General features: G+C 39.6%; 16 protein-coding genes. 11 read left to right on the top strand and 5 right to left on the bottom strand.

The annotated features are described in order from the left end of the window. Positions 1 to 281: 281 nt before the first annotated feature. Positions 282 to 536: a hypothetical protein gene (locus IRB43_RS16460; protein ID WP_203364566.1), complete on the bottom strand. Its 255-nt coding sequence runs from the start codon at positions 534 to 536 to the stop codon at positions 282 to 284. An 11-nt stretch (positions 537 to 547) separates the two neighbouring features. Next, entirely contained in the window at positions 548 to 2,488 is a 1,941-nt protein-coding gene (locus tag IRB43_RS16455; RefSeq protein WP_203364562.1) for a sigma-54 interaction domain-containing protein, read from the bottom strand. A gap of 116 nt (positions 2,489 to 2,604) precedes the next feature. Here IRB43_RS16455 and IRB43_RS16450 point away from each other — a divergent pair, with 116 nt between their 5' ends. From IRB43_RS16450 to IRB43_RS16420, 8 genes are all read left to right on the top strand, one after another. After that, the gene (locus tag IRB43_RS16450) at positions 2,605 to 2,805 is read left to right on the top strand and encodes a hypothetical protein (RefSeq protein WP_203364561.1); all 201 of its coding nucleotides are present in this window, start codon (positions 2,605 to 2,607) and stop codon (positions 2,803 to 2,805) included. A 96-nt stretch (positions 2,806 to 2,901) separates the two neighbouring features. Further along, complete coding sequence (locus IRB43_RS16445; protein ID WP_203364560.1) at positions 2,902 to 4,326, top strand: purine-cytosine permease family protein; 1,425 nt, start codon at positions 2,902 to 2,904, stop codon at positions 4,324 to 4,326. A 154-nt stretch (positions 4,327 to 4,480) separates the two neighbouring features. Continuing rightward, on the top strand, positions 4,481 to 5,455 hold the full coding sequence (locus tag IRB43_RS16440) for a heme-dependent oxidative N-demethylase family protein (protein ID WP_203364559.1): 975 nt from the start codon (positions 4,481 to 4,483) through the stop codon (positions 5,453 to 5,455). A 27-nt stretch (positions 5,456 to 5,482) separates the two neighbouring features. Beyond that, positions 5,483 to 5,989 carry a dimethylamine monooxygenase subunit DmmA family protein gene (locus tag IRB43_RS16435; RefSeq protein WP_203364558.1) on the top strand — a complete coding sequence of 169 codons (507 nt, stop codon included), beginning with the start codon at positions 5,483 to 5,485 and terminating at the stop codon, positions 5,987 to 5,989. Between the two features lie 29 nt (positions 5,990 to 6,018). Continuing rightward, entirely contained in the window at positions 6,019 to 6,981 is a 963-nt protein-coding gene (locus tag IRB43_RS16430; RefSeq protein WP_238942066.1) for a PDR/VanB family oxidoreductase, read from the top strand. A 19-nt stretch (positions 6,982 to 7,000) separates the two neighbouring features. After that, complete coding sequence (locus tag IRB43_RS16425; RefSeq protein WP_203364557.1) at positions 7,001 to 8,494, top strand: aldehyde dehydrogenase family protein; 1,494 nt, start codon at positions 7,001 to 7,003, stop codon at positions 8,492 to 8,494. Between the two features lie 125 nt (positions 8,495 to 8,619). Beyond that, positions 8,620 to 8,748: a hypothetical protein gene (locus tag IRB43_RS18020; RefSeq protein WP_275296791.1), complete on the top strand. Its 129-nt coding sequence runs from the start codon at positions 8,620 to 8,622 to the stop codon at positions 8,746 to 8,748. A 91-nt stretch (positions 8,749 to 8,839) separates the two neighbouring features. Next, on the top strand, positions 8,840 to 9,109 hold the full coding sequence (locus IRB43_RS16420) for a DUF3986 family protein (protein WP_203364556.1): 270 nt from the start codon (positions 8,840 to 8,842) through the stop codon (positions 9,107 to 9,109). 65 nt (positions 9,110 to 9,174) lie between these two features. On the opposite strand, the gene IRB43_RS16415 is transcribed toward IRB43_RS16420, so the two are convergent. From IRB43_RS16415 to IRB43_RS16405, 3 genes are read right to left on the bottom strand one after another with little or no spacing between them, the layout of a single operon-like run. Then, positions 9,175 to 9,534: a YxeA family protein gene (locus tag IRB43_RS16415; protein WP_203364555.1), complete on the bottom strand. Its 360-nt coding sequence runs from the start codon at positions 9,532 to 9,534 to the stop codon at positions 9,175 to 9,177. Between the two features lie 5 nt (positions 9,535 to 9,539). Further along, a complete protein-coding gene (locus tag IRB43_RS16410) occupies positions 9,540 to 11,468 on the bottom strand; it encodes an FtsX-like permease family protein (RefSeq protein WP_203364554.1) in 1,929 nt (642 codons plus the stop codon). After that, a complete protein-coding gene (locus tag IRB43_RS16405) occupies positions 11,455 to 12,222 on the bottom strand; it encodes an ABC transporter ATP-binding protein (protein WP_203364553.1) in 768 nt (255 codons plus the stop codon). The genes IRB43_RS16410 and IRB43_RS16405 overlap by 14 nt, the downstream gene beginning before the upstream one ends. 338 nt (positions 12,223 to 12,560) lie before the next feature. Here IRB43_RS16405 and IRB43_RS16400 point away from each other — a divergent pair, with 338 nt between their 5' ends. The 3 genes from IRB43_RS16400 to IRB43_RS16390 all read left to right on the top strand — a co-directional run bounded on the left by IRB43_RS16400 (position 12,561) and on the right by IRB43_RS16390 (position 15,799). After that, entirely contained in the window at positions 12,561 to 13,607 is a 1,047-nt protein-coding gene (locus IRB43_RS16400; RefSeq protein ID WP_203364552.1) for a DUF418 domain-containing protein, read from the top strand. Positions 13,608 to 13,687: 80 nt separating this feature from the next. Beyond that, positions 13,688 to 14,392: a response regulator transcription factor gene (locus tag IRB43_RS16395; RefSeq protein WP_203364551.1), complete on the top strand. Its 705-nt coding sequence runs from the start codon at positions 13,688 to 13,690 to the stop codon at positions 14,390 to 14,392. Positions 14,393 to 14,395: 3 nt separating this feature from the next. Beyond that, positions 14,396 to 15,799 (top strand): sensor histidine kinase, encoded by a 1,404-nt coding sequence (locus IRB43_RS16390; RefSeq protein WP_203364550.1) that lies wholly within the window; start codon positions 14,396 to 14,398, stop codon positions 15,797 to 15,799. Positions 15,800 to 15,905 lie beyond the last annotated feature (106 nt).

Here is a 15,905-nt window from a genome sequence, read left to right as displayed (position 1 = left end):
CCAGCTTCTGATGTCTTGGGGATCGACAAGAAACCCCTACCTCAAGAGCGAAGCAATAGGTGGGGGAGGTTCATCTTCTCTAAGTTTAGGGTCATTTAAATAATTGCTAAGGGGAATGACTTTTAATATTTCCTTACCTGCTCATCCTTTCCGTCAGCGACCTTCCACATGAAACATCAATTCCAAGCTGGAACAGAAATCAGCGTGTCAAAAATCAAGTTACACAACGGTAATGTTGAGAAGTGAATAAAAAAGACCCCAGATAGAGGTCTTTACAAGTGTTAATTTGAAACGATAACTTGGTTTTTAGTCTTGCTTTTGAGCAGCAATAAAAACAAATAACCTATAATTGTAAAAACAGACCAAATAGCACCTTGTTGCAATTGACTCACTAAATGTTCAAATTCATTCATTCCCTCTACTCTTCCAATACTATTGATCAGACTAACTATTGGAACTGTTAGAGTGAATACAATGGCTAAAACGGATAAACTTTTCATTTTCTTTTTTACAACATTAAATATGGCGATTCCTATAGAAAATAGCCTTAAATATTAATCTTCAAGACTTTTCCCATCTTGCCTAATTCAGAATCAATATACTCTTTACTATAGTCATAACCAATCAGTGCAATGACTTTGCCTGTATCGTCTATCACTGGTGCGAGGCTTGTTTTCCATTCTCCGTAAATATCTTTATATATCTTGGTTACTTCCACTCGTCCTTTCACTGCATTGGCAGCTACTTTAGCAAATTCCGGTGATCCTTCATAGAATTGCCCAGGTTGCATGGTAAAATCTTTGTCTGCAGCTAGAGTTTTAAACTTTTTATGCTCAATCATATCAAAGATAAAGGCCCATTTAATGCCTCCTGCCTGTTTTCTGATCATCGTAAGCTGACTTTGAAGCTTTTGAAAGATCGGATTAGAAAAAGAAGGATCTTTTTTTAATTCACTAACCTCCTCTGGCTGTATGATTGCTGCTGTAGCTATGGCTACGGAGCGTAATCGGTTATTTAGCTGGCTTTCAAGAATTTCTCTTTTAGCAGATGGGACTATATTCTGTTCGGATAGTTTCGCCAAAATCTTCTTATACTTTCTGCTCATTGTAGGTTGACTGACATCCAGCACCTTAGCTGCCAGTTTAATAGATTTATATTTCTCCATAGCCATGTTAATTAATTGCTCTTCCACAAGATCCATCGCTTCTTGAAGGGGCATTAGGTGAGTAAATATGGGAGGTGCTGATTGAACAGCTTCTTGCTCAAGCGGGAAAAACTCTTGAACTGCTGAAGCATCTATTATTGCCTCTTTACTTGTCACAACCATTCTCTCAATCATATTTTCAAGCTGTCTAATGTTGCCCGGCCATTCATAGATCGACATCAAGTCAATGGCATCTTGATCAATATGAATGGTCCGATCATACATACTATTGTATTTATGCAAAAAGAAATTAATTAAATAAGGGAGCTCTTCAATCCTTTCTCTTAATGAAGGAATTGTTATAGGAATTACATTCAAACGATAATAAAGATCTTCCCTGAATGTTCCTTCCTTCACTAAGCTTTTAATATCTTTATTGGTAGCTGCAATGATTTGGATATCAAGTTTGACAGTAGCTGAACTTCCCAAACGGGTAACTTCCCTTTCTTGCAGAACTCTTAGTAATTTCACCTGAAGATTGAGTGGCATCTCACCGATTTCATCGAGAAAAAGCACTCCCTTATTGGCAAGTTCAAACTTGCCAAGTGCGCCATCCTTCTTTGCACCGCTAAAGGCTCCTTCGTCATATCCAAATAGTTCACTTTCCAACAGATTTTCAGGAATGGCTCCGCAGTTCACTGCAATAAATGGCTTGTTTTTTCGAGTACCGAGATCATGAATTGCCCGAGCGATAACTTCCTTACCTACTCCGGATTCCCCCAATAAAAGAACAGAGGACGAAACTTTTGCAGCCATTTCAACCGTATTCAAAACATCCATCATTTTTTGGCTCTTCACAATAAATAGCCTAGAAACGTCTTTTGGAAGCTCTCTAGAAAAATCGATTTCATCCTCGATAACATTTTCTAACAAAACATTATCGCTTCTTGAAAGAGCTTTAAGTCCCCATGTGTAATATTCTTTACCTTCTATCTTATGCTCTGGATAATAAGTGATAAGGATTCTTTCGTTATTCCAGGTCGTTTGAATAATCGATCTCTTATCTCCATTCAGCAACTCCTCTAGAGATGTTCCATCATAAAAGGTTGTTTTTCCAATCTCGAATAAGTTCATGCCGGCCAAATCGGATGTATCTCCTTTTAATTTTAACAATTTTCCGAAAACTTTGATTATAAATCCATGACTATCTGTAATAATTAGTTCATCATATATCCTCAAAAGAGTTGACTGTAACACATCGGTAAGGACATTATGCACTTTAATTAACACCTTCCCCCCATTTTCTTCCCCAAAATGTATTTCAATTTTAAATGAAAATTCCATAAATGAAAATCGTTTTTTTCTAAAGAGTTGATTTGTAAGGGTTTTCAAGTGGCATGGAAGTTGCAATATTAAAATAAATCGAAATATTTAAAATATTAGAAAGAGGGGAAGATATTTTGAAAAAAGAAAGCATGATTGAAAAAAATATGACATCTGCAGATGCATTTGTGAGGAATTTGTATACCGATCTACATGAACGGATTCAAAATTATGAGAAGGAGGAATCCGATGCTGACAAAATGAAAATCGGCAATACCATTCCTGAACTAGCAATAATAGCGGTTATTTCAACATTTTTGTTATTTGTTATTTTCTAAATGAAGTTTCATTTAGTATTTCTTTATTAGCCCGTAATACTTGATAGCCAGGTTGGGCGCCTGTCACCTGTTAAATACAAATACCAGGAGGTTGAAATGAGTAAAAACAATTCCGCTATTTCAAAAGATGTGGCTTTTGGATTCCTGCCTGCACAAAAAAGTGATCGTGTGTTTGGTTTTTGGGATTTGGTTCTCATTCAAGTGGGAATCGGTATTTCTTGCATCTGTATACTTGTAGGCGGGTATACCGGGATGATGCTTAGTGCAAAAGAAGCCATTGCGTCGATTTTATTTGGAAATGCCTTACCTTTCCTATTGATTGCGCCTATCATCCTTCTTTTTTCCAGGTACGGGGTAGATACTTTTATTGGTTTTCGCAGTGCGTTAGGTTACTTAGGCTCAAATATATTTTATTTTATCTTCATGTTCCTTACGATCGGTTACATGTCAATCGCCTTCTTTATGGCAGGACAAGCATTAGTTAAGATTGCTTCTGTAGCTGGTCTCCCAGACTTTTTTACAACGAGAACAACTGGAGCACCTTTCTTTGCCATCATCATCTTTGCGATTGTATTTTTGATCACTTTTCAAGGACCGCTTGTCATGCGCAAGTTCAACTTAATCGGCGTTCCAGCTATTTTATTGATGACTTTAGGTCTCATCGCTCTTTTAATGTTTGGACAAGGATTGGATAAAATATTCTCCTTATCTCCAACTGAACCCTATGATGACCATGCTCGTTCACTTATTACAGCTTTAGAAATAAATATTGGGCTTGGATTTTCTTGGCTTCCTTATCTGGGGCAATACAGCAGACTTGCTAAAAGTGAAAAATCTGCATTTAAAGCTGGCTTTTTCAGCTATGGCATTATTGTCAATGTCGCTGTCATATTAGGAGCCCTTGCTGCATTAGTGGTTGCATCATTAGATCCAACTGATTGGATGTTCGCGATTGGTGGGACATGGGTTGGAATTATTGGCCTTTTACTGCTCACTCTTGGAAATATCACTGCAGGAACTTTCCTTATGTATTCACAAGCGATTAGTTTTAAAACCGTTTTTCCAAAGAAGTCTTGGACTATTGCGATGGCGACAGCTATACCAACTGTCTTGTTATTGTTAAGTGCTTCTTTTTACGATGCTTTCGGATCTTTTATAACCGTGATTTCATATATCATGGCGATATTTGGAGGGATCGTCATTTCTGACTTCTTCTTCGTGAAAAAGCAGAAAATTTCCATCCGAGACCTTTATGATACAAACGGAAGCTATTATTACTGGCGAGGAGTGAATCCATCTGCGATTGTAAGCTTTATAGTCGGTACAGTGGTGTATTGGGGTTTGTACAATCCTGTATCAGATACTTCTAGCAGTTTGTTCTATTATATTTCCGCTGGTATTCCAGCATACTTTGCGGCAGGGATATGCTATTATGTTTCGGCCAAATACATCTTTGCTTATAATGCAGATCGAAACATGAATAAACCTTCTTTGCCATCCAAAAGCAACGATGCTGTTTAATCCAGAAATTTTATTTTTGAAATAAAATTTACAAATTGAAATTAACTAGGTGAATGAAAAGTTCACTAATCCTGATTGAGCATAGTATTCTTCGAAAATAACGTTTGGCACGGATATTGCAATTACTGAATTAAATTAAAAAGGGGAGAGTTAAATGTTTAAATCAACTAATCTTGATATGTTTACATTTCCATTTACCAATTTTAAAAATAAGACTTATCGTTATTCCAATGATTTAGTGGCCCTAAGTGAAGATAAAGTGAATTTCATGAAAATCACGCCGGAGTACAAAGCGCAAATCAAACGGAAACGAGAAATGTTGGAAGAACAACCGGAAGTTCGCTACCAATCATTCCCCCATACGATGGAAATGCAATGGGAGTTTGTAGAGTTATTAATCGATTTGTCCACAAACAAATACCCTGAACACTTTAGTGTAGAAAAAGATGGCGATCGATGGACGTTCAAAAATCATATTTTAGGCGAAACTGAAACCTTCACGTTTGGCGATACATCGAGCCTTGCACTAGAACCTTATGATATGATTGGCCGCCATTTTCATAATGACTTTATGTTAATGGTCAACCGCGATGATAACTTCTACCTTGAAGTCGCTCAAGAATCCTTTGCGGCCTTGTTTTCACCGAACTGGAATTTGGGCATGTCCTTTAATGAAATACACGGTCCTGTCCCATTTGTCAGCCGAGATGGGGTGGAACTCACGGATCGCATTCGAAAGTTTTTGTTAACGATTGAGCCGGGGGCCCCAAGAACAAGAGTCAATTGGAACTTGATGGCGGATCGCTGGGATGTGAACTATGAAACGATGGATATTTGGGGGCCTGAACGATATAAGGTAACCGCAGAAAATGCCGGAAAGCTCGTTCACCTGCGGGTAGAAGAGCAGTGGTTCATCCGCATGCCACGAAGCAATGCTGTTTTATTTGTCCTTGATACGCAGTTTCTTCCGTTAGAGGATCTTGTATTAAGACCAGAATGGCTAGAGGTCACTTATTTTAACCTGGCAGATATTCCTGATTATATGGCCGAGTATAAAGGGATGGCGCCGTTTTTACCACAATCCGTTGAGTACCTCAAAAACTTGATTGAAAGCGTGAAAGTGAATTAAAAAACCAAAAAGAAAGGGAGGAGCACTTTGTATAATAGCCCGGTATTATATGATCAATCAGAAACCATTAAAGAAACACTGACTCTAAATGAGAAAAGAAACAAACATCTCATCATTTATGATCAACAAGTTGTAAGCGATATCAAACAAGTAAGCGCTAAGGGAACGGAAGAAACGTCTGAATATGAGTACTTTGAAATTAAAGAGGGCATCGACTTGCAGGGGTTGCGTACCTTGCTTTACGGTCAAAAAATGGGCACGCATCTGTACATTGCATCAAACTGGGATCACGCAGTCACTGTGTTTACGGAAGCGGTAGAAGCCGGTTTTACAGAAGATGAAATTCAGACGATTATCTATGGGCCTAAAAAACGTTATATCTATTGCATGAAATGTTATGAAACGAGTGAAATCAGCTACGACGATGAGGTGCAATGTTCACATTGCGATGCGCATATGGAAGTAGGCCCATTTTTCTCGAAAGTGCGTAAAGGGTATATCGGCTACCCATTCATCCCGAATGAACAGAATTAACAAGGAAAAAAAGGACTGAGGTGAAGAGTATGAGAGTTATAGGAAATATCGACATGTATGTAGGGAAGATCGAGCAGATCACGGAGAGTGTGAAGCGATTTGATCTTTATCCTTCTGATCAGAAATTGCTGCCAGCATTTACGGGCGGTGCGCATATCACGACCTATGTGGACCAAGGAGAGACCATTCTTGAGCGGGACTATTCCCTTGTCAGTGCTCCAACCGATCGCACGCATTACTCGATCTCTATTAATCGTGACCCTAACTCAAGAGGAGGATCGGTTTATTGGCATGATCATATAAAAGTCGGAGATACAGTGAAAACGAGTTTTCCAAAGAACCACTTTACATTAGGCTTTCATGCGAAACATCATGTGTTTTACGCTGCTGGAATTGGGATTACACCATTCTTAACGATGATGAAGGAACTAGAAGCGCAAGGGAAAACATTTGAACTTCATTATGCCGCTCGCACAAAGGAACAATGTGCGTATTATGATTACTTAAATGAAACATATCCAGGAAAATGTACGTTCTATTTCTCAAGAAGTGAGCAACCTGTACGCATGACACCGGAAACAATGAAGAATCAGCGCATTGGCAGCCATGTTTATTTCTGTGGGCCCGTTTCGATGGTGACTGAATACAAAGAGGCCGCCCTTTCCTATGGATATCCGGAAAAATCCATCCATTTTGAACTGTTTGCGGCGCTATCCGGAGAAAACCGTCCATTTGTAGTGGAAATCGCGAGTCACAACACCGTATTAGAAGTCCATGCGGAAAAAACGCTGTTAGAAGCTCTGCTAGATGCGGGCATTGAAGCACCTTATTCCTGCAAGGCTGGCGGGTGTGGTCAATGTGAAGTCGATGTCGTTGAAGGGGAAGTGGATCATCGCGATATCTTCTTTAGCAAGGAAGAAAGACAACAAAGACAGACAATCTTGACGTGCTGCTCAAGAGCGAAAGAAGAAAAATTAGTGTTAAAAATATAATAGACGAGGTGGATAAAAAATGACGGTACAAACACAAGCAATCGAATTAAAAATGTATATCAATGGCGAGTGGAGAGGTTCTCAAAATGCTGATGTCAATCGAGTGATTAATCCGGCTAATCAAGAAGTGATCGCTATCGCCCCAAGAGCGACAAAAGCAGAAACAGAAGAAGCCATCGCTGTTGCGAAAGCGACATTTGAAAGCGGTGTCTGGTCTGAATTAACGACTCACGAGCGAGCGAAATACTTAAATAAAATCGCCGACAAAATTGAAGAGAACTTTGAGGAGTTAGTTCAATTAGAAGTCATGGACAATGGGAAATTAAAAGCGGAAGCGGAATTTGATATTAGTGATGCGGCGACATGCTTCCGTTATTACGCTGGCTTGATTATGACACCGGATGGCGAGACTTACCAAGTGCCTGAAAATGTACAAGCTATGGTTGTAAAAGAGCCAGTTGGCGTTACAGGCCTCATCGTCCCTTGGAACTTCCCATTATTAATGAGCGTGTGGAAAATAGCTCCTGCGTTAGCGGCAGGAAATACGATTGTTTATAAGCCAGCGGAATCGACGCCGATTACGGCGATGAAGTTAGCGGAAATTATAGAAGAAGTCGGTGTACCAAAAGGAGTCTTTAACCTAGTCATGGGTAAAGGTTCCGTCGTTGGCCAAACGATCGCTGAAAGCCATGATGTGGATCTTGTTTCGTTTACAGGAAGCACAGAAGTCGGACGCGAAATTATGAAAGCAGCGGCAGGAAACTTAAAGAAAGTTTCTCTAGAGCTAGGAGGAAAATCTCCAAATATTATTTTTGCGGATGCGGACTTTGAAACAGCTGTGGATTATGCCTTATTCGGAATTTTCTTTGGTGCGGGGCAAGTCTGCTCATCTGGAAGCCGTATTTTAGTAGAAGAAAGCATTTACGACAAATTCGTCGAACGCTATGTAGAGCGCGCGAAACAAATTAAAGTCGGTCCTGGCCTAGATGAGACATCCCAAGTGGGCGCCATTAACAGTGAACATCAAATGAATTCCATTTTAAAATACATCGAAATTGGTAAAGAAGAAGGAGCGACACTCGCATGTGGCGGTCGTCGTTTAACAGAAAACGGATTAGACCAAGGTTTCTTCATCGAGCCAACGGTCTTCACGAATGTGACATCTGACATGCGCATCGTGCAAGAAGAGATTTTTGGACCAGTTGTGACGATCCAAAAGTTTAAAGATGAAGCAGAGGCCATTCAATTAGCTAATGACACTGTTTATGGACTTGCGGGCGGTGTGTTCTCTGGTGACGGAGCTAAAGCGATGCGAGTGATTAAGAAAGTTCGCGCTGGGATCACTTGGGTAAACTCCTATCATCCTACTTATGTAGAAGCTCCTTGGGGCGGATATAAACAAAGCGGAATTGGCCGTAGCCTTGGAACTTATGGTTTAGATGATTTCCAAGAAATCAAGCAGATCAATGTTAATTTGGCAGTAGAGCCTGTAGGTTGGTTTCCAAACGAATAAGTAGTGTAGAGAGAAGTGAGTATCTCACTTCTCTCTTTTGTCATATGAACTGAACGGAGCATCATCTATGACTCTATTATGGTACACTATATGTATGTAAAATATTTGTAAATGAGGTGATGGATTTGAAGAAGGATAAGGTGTTGAAATATAGTTTGGTCGTAGGAGTGTTGGCGTTAATTTCTATTTTCGTGCTACCTGATTTCATCCAAGGGTTTATTGAAGGATTTAATGATGGATTGTATGGGCGGTAGATCAAGGCTCTTATTGATGTATCCAACTTAGTGTAGCCTATCCAAACAATAGGATATTTCTTAAGGCTTAGTTAGAAAAGAGGATCAATAAATGAAAGAGTATGAACAAGGTGTTCACCTTCATATTGGATATTATGAAGATGGACATGACATTGAAGTAGTAGCTTATAAAGCGTTGAATGAAGACTATTGGGATGTCATCGTAGATGAACACGATAAAGGAGTATTTGAGCAATTTAAACCTTGTGGGAAAGAATGTAATCATGGATTAATATTATACACGATTGACGATTCAATGATTGATGGTGATTATCCAATGAAGTCTTTTAAGGCGTGGTTAAAGACGCATGGCTTTATTTAGGTTAATAAAAATGGAAATGTTATAAATGAATGGGGTGATGCTCAATGAACATCACCTCATTTGTCTTATTTCAATTTCTTTTTCACTTTCTCTGGAAGCTCCGCTTGTTGCACTTCTTGATAAGAAGTCACTTCATTTTCACCCTTTACAAACACTTCAAGGTAAGCGTCGTGGCGAAGTTGATTTTGACTTGTGAATTCGAGCGTTTTCGTCTCGCCTTTTTCGTTCACGCTTTCTAGTTGATATTCGTAGCGCGTCCATTTTTCTCCTGTGTCAGTCACGTCTCCGATTTCTTTTCCGTCTGTTGTAATTTTGACGAAGTAGCTGTCGGCTCCGAGTCGGTTTATGTCAACGTTTTGGATGAATAAAATGAACCCGACAAATAAAGCAGCAAGTATTCCGATGGTTATTCCTAATTTTTTCATAATGGTTATTCTCCTTTGTTTGTGACAATTTTATAGTACGCTTGAACGGTCATGAAGTAATACATAATGTAGATGATCATGTATACTCCCATGCAGATCAGAGTTGGAACGATTAAGTTTGTTGTTAACAAGTTAGATAATGCCGTTAAGGCTACTGCGCTATGAGTAACTCCTGCGAGTAGCGGTAAGGCAAAGATGAAAAATACTTGTTTCGCAATCGTTTTTCGTAAATCTTTTTTATTGACACCGATATTGGATAAAATACGATAACGGTCTTGGTCGGCGTGTGCTTCTGTTAGCTGTTTGAAATAGATGATGCTGCCAGTTGCGGCTAAGAAGACAAGGCCTAAAAATCCACCAACGAAAATGAGCAATCCGGTTGATTCTAAGCCAGCAGCATACACTTCGTAATAGCTAGAAAAGGCCGCCTCCTCTGGCATGATTGTTTTCAGTTGCTTTGTTAACTCTTTCGCTTGATCCGCGTTTGTGATTCCATACATATCAATCGATCTTGCTTTCAGCTCGCTTGCTAACTGTTTGAACAGCTCGTCGCTCACAACAAGCGTTGGCCCATCGACACCGATATTGAGGACATCATATGTTTTAAAATCTGTGAAGGTCACTTCTTCACGATCATTCAAATGAAACGTAATCGATTTGCCGGCATATTTCGGCGACCATTTTTCGTGATACATGCGATCTAGGGCGACGACTTCGTTTCCGTGTAGCGATAACGATTCTTTTCGTCCTTGTTTGTCGGCTATTATATTAAAATCACTAGTAGAAATAAGGGAGTAGACTAGCTCTGTGCTCATCAGCGGACTGTCTAAATTCGTTGTATCCGTCTCTACTTGTAAAGTGTTAATCGTTTGGTGATAGCGCAATTTATGATCTTCCGCGAGTTCGATCAGTTCATCTGCTTGTTTAGCTAGCTGATCATCTGTCACGATGAAGGAATAACTGTTTGGTGTCACCGTTGTCGCTGTTGTTTTCGTATTATAGTAAAAGCTATAAGCGGCTCCAACCGCTGTTAACGTCGTGGCACTTAAGACGGCGATAATCGTCAATGTGCGGGCGTTCCCCTTAATTCGGTATAACAATTGCGATGTTGTAATGATCGTTAATCCGTGCCAAAAGTGCGACTTCTTTTTTCGAGATGCTTTTAACGCGTAGACGATGCAGGTGCTAAATAAAAGGTAAGTGCCTGTAATCACCGTTGTTAAAATGACGAGCGGTGTGAATAAAAGGCCAAGTGTTTGCCAAGCAGTAGAGTCGAACGATTGAAGAGCTAACCAATAACTGCCACCAATCAAGATCAGCGACAATCCTGCTAACCATAAGGATGCTTTTGGCTCATGTTCTCCTTCTTGATCTGCTTGAAACAGTTCAATTAATTTAAAACGATAAATTAATCGATAGCCTTGAAATGATGTGACGAGCGTAATGATCAAGAATACGATCGCTGTATTGATGATCGCGGCTGATGAAATCGTAAAGTTTGTCACGACCTCATAGCCCATCATATTCATCAATAACGCCACAAACCCTTTGGATAATAACGCACCGAGCCCCATTCCGATGACGAGTGCGAATGTCCCCATCAGAAAATTTTCATAAAAGAGCATGAGCCCAATTTCTTTTCTTCGAACACCAAGCAGTGAATATAAGCCAACTTCTTTTTTTCGCTTCCGCATGAAAAAGGCGTTCGATGACCAAATGAAAATTGCCACGAAAATCAGTAAGACAAAGGAAGCGGCGCTAAAGATCGAATCCATTTTCGGTGATGATTCCGATGTCGTCGCAATCGTTTGATCATATTTTAAGGAAACGAATGTGAAGTAAATGACGATACCGAAAATCATCGAGGCAAAGTATAAAAAGTAGTTCATAAAGTTTTGCCGAATATTTTTTCTTGCGATATTAAAGAGCGTCATGAGCGCCACCTCCAAGCGACGCAAGCACATCTAAAATTTGCTGGAAAAAAGCTTGACGTGACTGCTCTCCTTTATACACTTCCTTGAATAACTCTCCGTCTTTAATAATCAATAACCGTTTGCAGAAGCTAGCGGCATACGCATCATGTGTCACCATCATAATCGTGGATCGTTGTTTTTCATTTAAGGCAGTCAAACTATTTAATAAATCAGTCGCTGACTTAGAATCGAGCGCACCTGTTGGCTCATCGGCTAAAATCAGCTTAGGGTTGGTGATGATCGCCCGAGAAGCGGCTGTTCTTTGTTTCTGTCCGCCAGAAATATGATATGGGTATTTATTTAAGATCTCACGAATACCAAACGTATCAGCCATTTCATTGACGCGTGTTTCAATTTCTTTTACAGGTACTTTCGATAACGCCAGCGGTAGCACGATATTCTCTTTTACCGTCAATGTATCTAGCAAATTATAATCTTGGAAAATAAAGCCGAGCTTATGGCGGCGGAAATCCGATAATTGCTCCTCTTTCATTTGCACAATATTTTGCCCGTCGATGATGATCTCACCAGCAGATGGAATATCGATTGTTGATAAAATATTTAAAAGTGTCGACTTCCCAGCCCCAGAAGGCCCCATAATGCCAACAAATTCTCCTTCGTGTATATCTAACTGAATGTCTTTTAAGGCGTGGTACTCATTTTCCTTTGAGCCAAACACCTTTTCCACATTTCTTGCTTGTAAAATAGGTTTCATGTTACTCTCTCCTTCCTTCTGACACCTATCATACGTACGGAATCTTACACCATCTTAATCTCAACCTTACAAAAACCTTAAAATGGAGTTCTGGCTGTGGAGGAGAGACCGCCTATTAATAGGAAACAGTCGGAAAATGTATCTGACCAGTCGCGATTCGGCTGAAATCAGTCGTGAATGACCACTCATCAGTCGCCTGCGCGAGAAAATCAGTCACGGCCAACTTGAATTTGCGCATCTCTCTAAAATGTAAGGATTATGTAAGGTTTAAATTATCTCTGTGTAAGGTGGGCGTTTTATTCTTTTTACAGGAATAAAAAAGAAGGAGTTTGATTGCTATGAAACCATCTATTTCGCAAAAAGAGCGGATTGTATCTTTAGATATTATTCGTGGGATCGCGTTGTTCGGTATTTTATTTATTAATATTCCAGCTTTTGTTCTGGTTATGGAAGGGATGGTCTTGCCAAAGTCTACAATTGTGGATCATTGGATTGACCTTTTTATTGATATTTTCGTAGAGAAGAAATTTTTCTCGATGTTTTCCTTTTTGTTTGGCTTTGGTTTTTATATTTTTGCTTCTCGTGCTGAACAGCGAGGAGACAATCCTAGAAAACGATTTGCACGCCGATTAATCATCTTATTTTTGTTCGGTATTGTGCATTTTCTTATTTTCTTCGGTTCCATTTTAGTACCGTATGCGCTTATTGGATTTTTCTTATTGCCATTTTATAACTTGTCTAAGAAAGCAATTAGTAAATGGTTTACTGGTATCGTCAGCTTGTTTATTGCTGCCGCTTTTATCCAGATGATTTTTGGCACAGATATGCCAATCGCTAAGTATGTCACCAATGATGCTTTAATAATCTTTATTATGTTTTTAGCTGGCTTTTTAACAGCAAAAGCTGATTGGGTTCGTCATCTAGGCAACTACAAACGTCAAATTTGGTTGATTCAGCTTATTACGTTCGCACTATCCGTTTTATCATCTGTATTCATTTGGAAAATTGGGGATGGAAATGAACCTTTACACATGCTGGCTTTACAATTAAATGCACTCGCTATGACCCCCTTCTATTTAGTTACCTTATTCTCTTTACTTGAACATCGATGGTTACAAAAAGCATGTATGCCGCTTGCAAGGGTTGGACAAATGGCTTTGACAAACTATGTGGCCCAAAGTATCATAGGGCTTCAACTGATGGCGTGGATGGGGATTGAGTTTCCGACGTCACGTGAAGTGGTTCTTATTGCTTGTATGATTTTTGGGATTCAAGTCATTTTCAGTGTTGTTTGGTTCCGTTTCTTCCGCATGGGACCGCTTGAAAAATTATGGCGTGTAATGACTTATAGTCGCCAAGGGAAGATAGTTAAAAAAGCATCATAATCTGAAAAAGCTTCGTTTACCAAACAGCGTAAACGGAGCTTTTTCCGTTATACTAGAGAAAAACAGGAGGAATACGACAGATGACGAAACAGCAAGCAGTTCTCATCATTGACGATGAAGAGGATATTTTACGATTATTGAAGACGGTGTTGACGAAGGAAGGAGTGGAACGAATTTATACGAGTACGACGGTGAAGGATGGAGTGGCGCAATTTCAAGCGCATCGGCCAGATCTTGTTTTATTAGATATTATGCTGCCTGATGGAGAAGGGTATGATGTGTGCAAGCAAATCCGCGAGATCTCCAACGTGCCGATTTTATTTTTATCAGCGAAGGATGAAGAGGTGGATAAAATTGTCGGATTTGCGATTGGGGGAGATGACTATATTACGAAGCCGTTCAGTCCGAAAGAGGTTGCTTATCGGGTAAAAGCACAGCTGCGCCGGGCGAACTTTATGAAAGAGGAGCCGAAAGAAGAGATTTTGCAAGCGGGTCCGTTTACGTTAAATGAACAAATGGCGGTGCTGACGAAAAACGGTGAATCGATTGAGTTAAAGCCGAAAGAGCTGGGCTTAATGAGCCATTTGATGAAGCATGCTAACCATATCATTAGTAAAGAAAGCCTTTGTCATCACGTGTGGGGCGAGGATTTTATCGGCTTTGATAATACGATTATGGTGCACATTCGTCGGCTCCGCGAAAAAGTCGAAGAAAATCCGTCGAAGCCAGAGCATATTCTTACAGTTAAAGGTTTAGGGTATAAATTCGTTGCGAAGGAGGAGTAGTGAATGCGCTGGCGTTTAACAGGAAGGTATTTATTTTCGATCCTCCTGATTGTGTTATTTGTCGTTTGTATTAATGGGGTGATGCTCGTTGGCTTGTTGTTTTGGCAATCGCACACAACAGCTCCTTTTTTTAGCGAACCAGTGGAATCATTTGTAAGAGAGTTTAAACAATATGTTCAGATAGATGAAGGGAGACTAACGATCAACTCAGTAGGAAAAGAAGTTTTGAAACAGAAAAATGCTTGGATTCAAGTGTTAAATGAGCAAGGAGAAGAGCAGTATGCATACCGAGCACCAAAGACTTTGCCTACATCGTATTCACCAGTGGAAATTGTTCAAATGTATAAATACGAAGAAGTCGATGCTGATACAACGGTCTTTATGGCTAGTGTGAATCGTGATGGACAAGCGTACAGTTATTTTATTGGTGTAGTTGATCCCAATATTAATAGAGATATCCTTTCATACAATACTGCTGAATTAAGGAAGAGCTTGAACAATATCTTTTTGCTGTTTCTGATGATCGATAGTTTGATTGCTGTGCTGATCGGTTATGTATTTAGCCAGCGTTTAACGAAGCCGGTGCATAAAATTGTTGATGATATTAAAAGATTAGCAAGCAAGGACTATAACGTAGTGAGTGAGTCGAGGGGGATTTATCGGGAAGTTGCTCATAATGTACACGATTTATCAACAGAGTTGAAAGCAGCAGAAGTGGAGCGGAAGAAGCTAGATCGCTTAAAAGAAGAGTGGATTGCGAACATTTCGCATGACATGAAAACGCCGCTTGCTTCGATTCAAGGATTTGCGGAAATGATGAAGGATAAAGACTATAATTTTCCCATTGAAGAGATGCGTGAATATGCCGAAATTATTGAACAAAAGTCGTTATATATTAAAGAAGTAATCGATGATTTGAACTTAACGACGCGCTTGAAAAATAAACAAATGTCGTTAAATAAGCAGAGCGTCAACATCGTCTCGTTAGTGCGAAATATTGTCATTGATTTATTAAATGACCCGAAATATCAAGAGCGATCTATTACTTTTGATTGTAAAGAAGAAGGGATTTTCTTAGCGGTGGATGAACTATTGCTGCGGCGGGCATTGAGCAATTTAATTTATAATGCGGTCGTGCATAATGATCCAGATACGAATGTGACTGTGAAGGTAGAAAGAGAAGAGGGAAAAACAGCAGTTTATATTGAGGATAATGGAAAAGGCATGAGTAAGGAAGAGCTGAACCATATTTTCAGTCGCTACTATCGCGGGACAAATACAGGAGAATCTCATAAAGGATCAGGGCTTGGGACAGCCATTGCCAAAGATATTATTGAAGCCCATCAAGGTGTGATCATGATTAAAAGTATTTTGGGTGAAGGTACAACCATTCGAGTGGAATTATAAAAACAGGACTGTCTCCCTTATTGTTGGGATAGTCCTGTTTTGACTTGTTTTAATTTTCCATCTGTTTTCTTGCTTTATCGATAAGGGCACTTTACAAAAAGTACTA

The organism is Bacillus sp. REN10, from assembly GCF_016820555.1.
GTDB lineage: Bacteria > Bacillota > Bacilli > Bacillales > Domibacillaceae > Bacillus_CE.
Note: the sequence above shows the minus strand (reverse complement) of the source record. Positions and strands in the feature narration are given on the sequence as shown.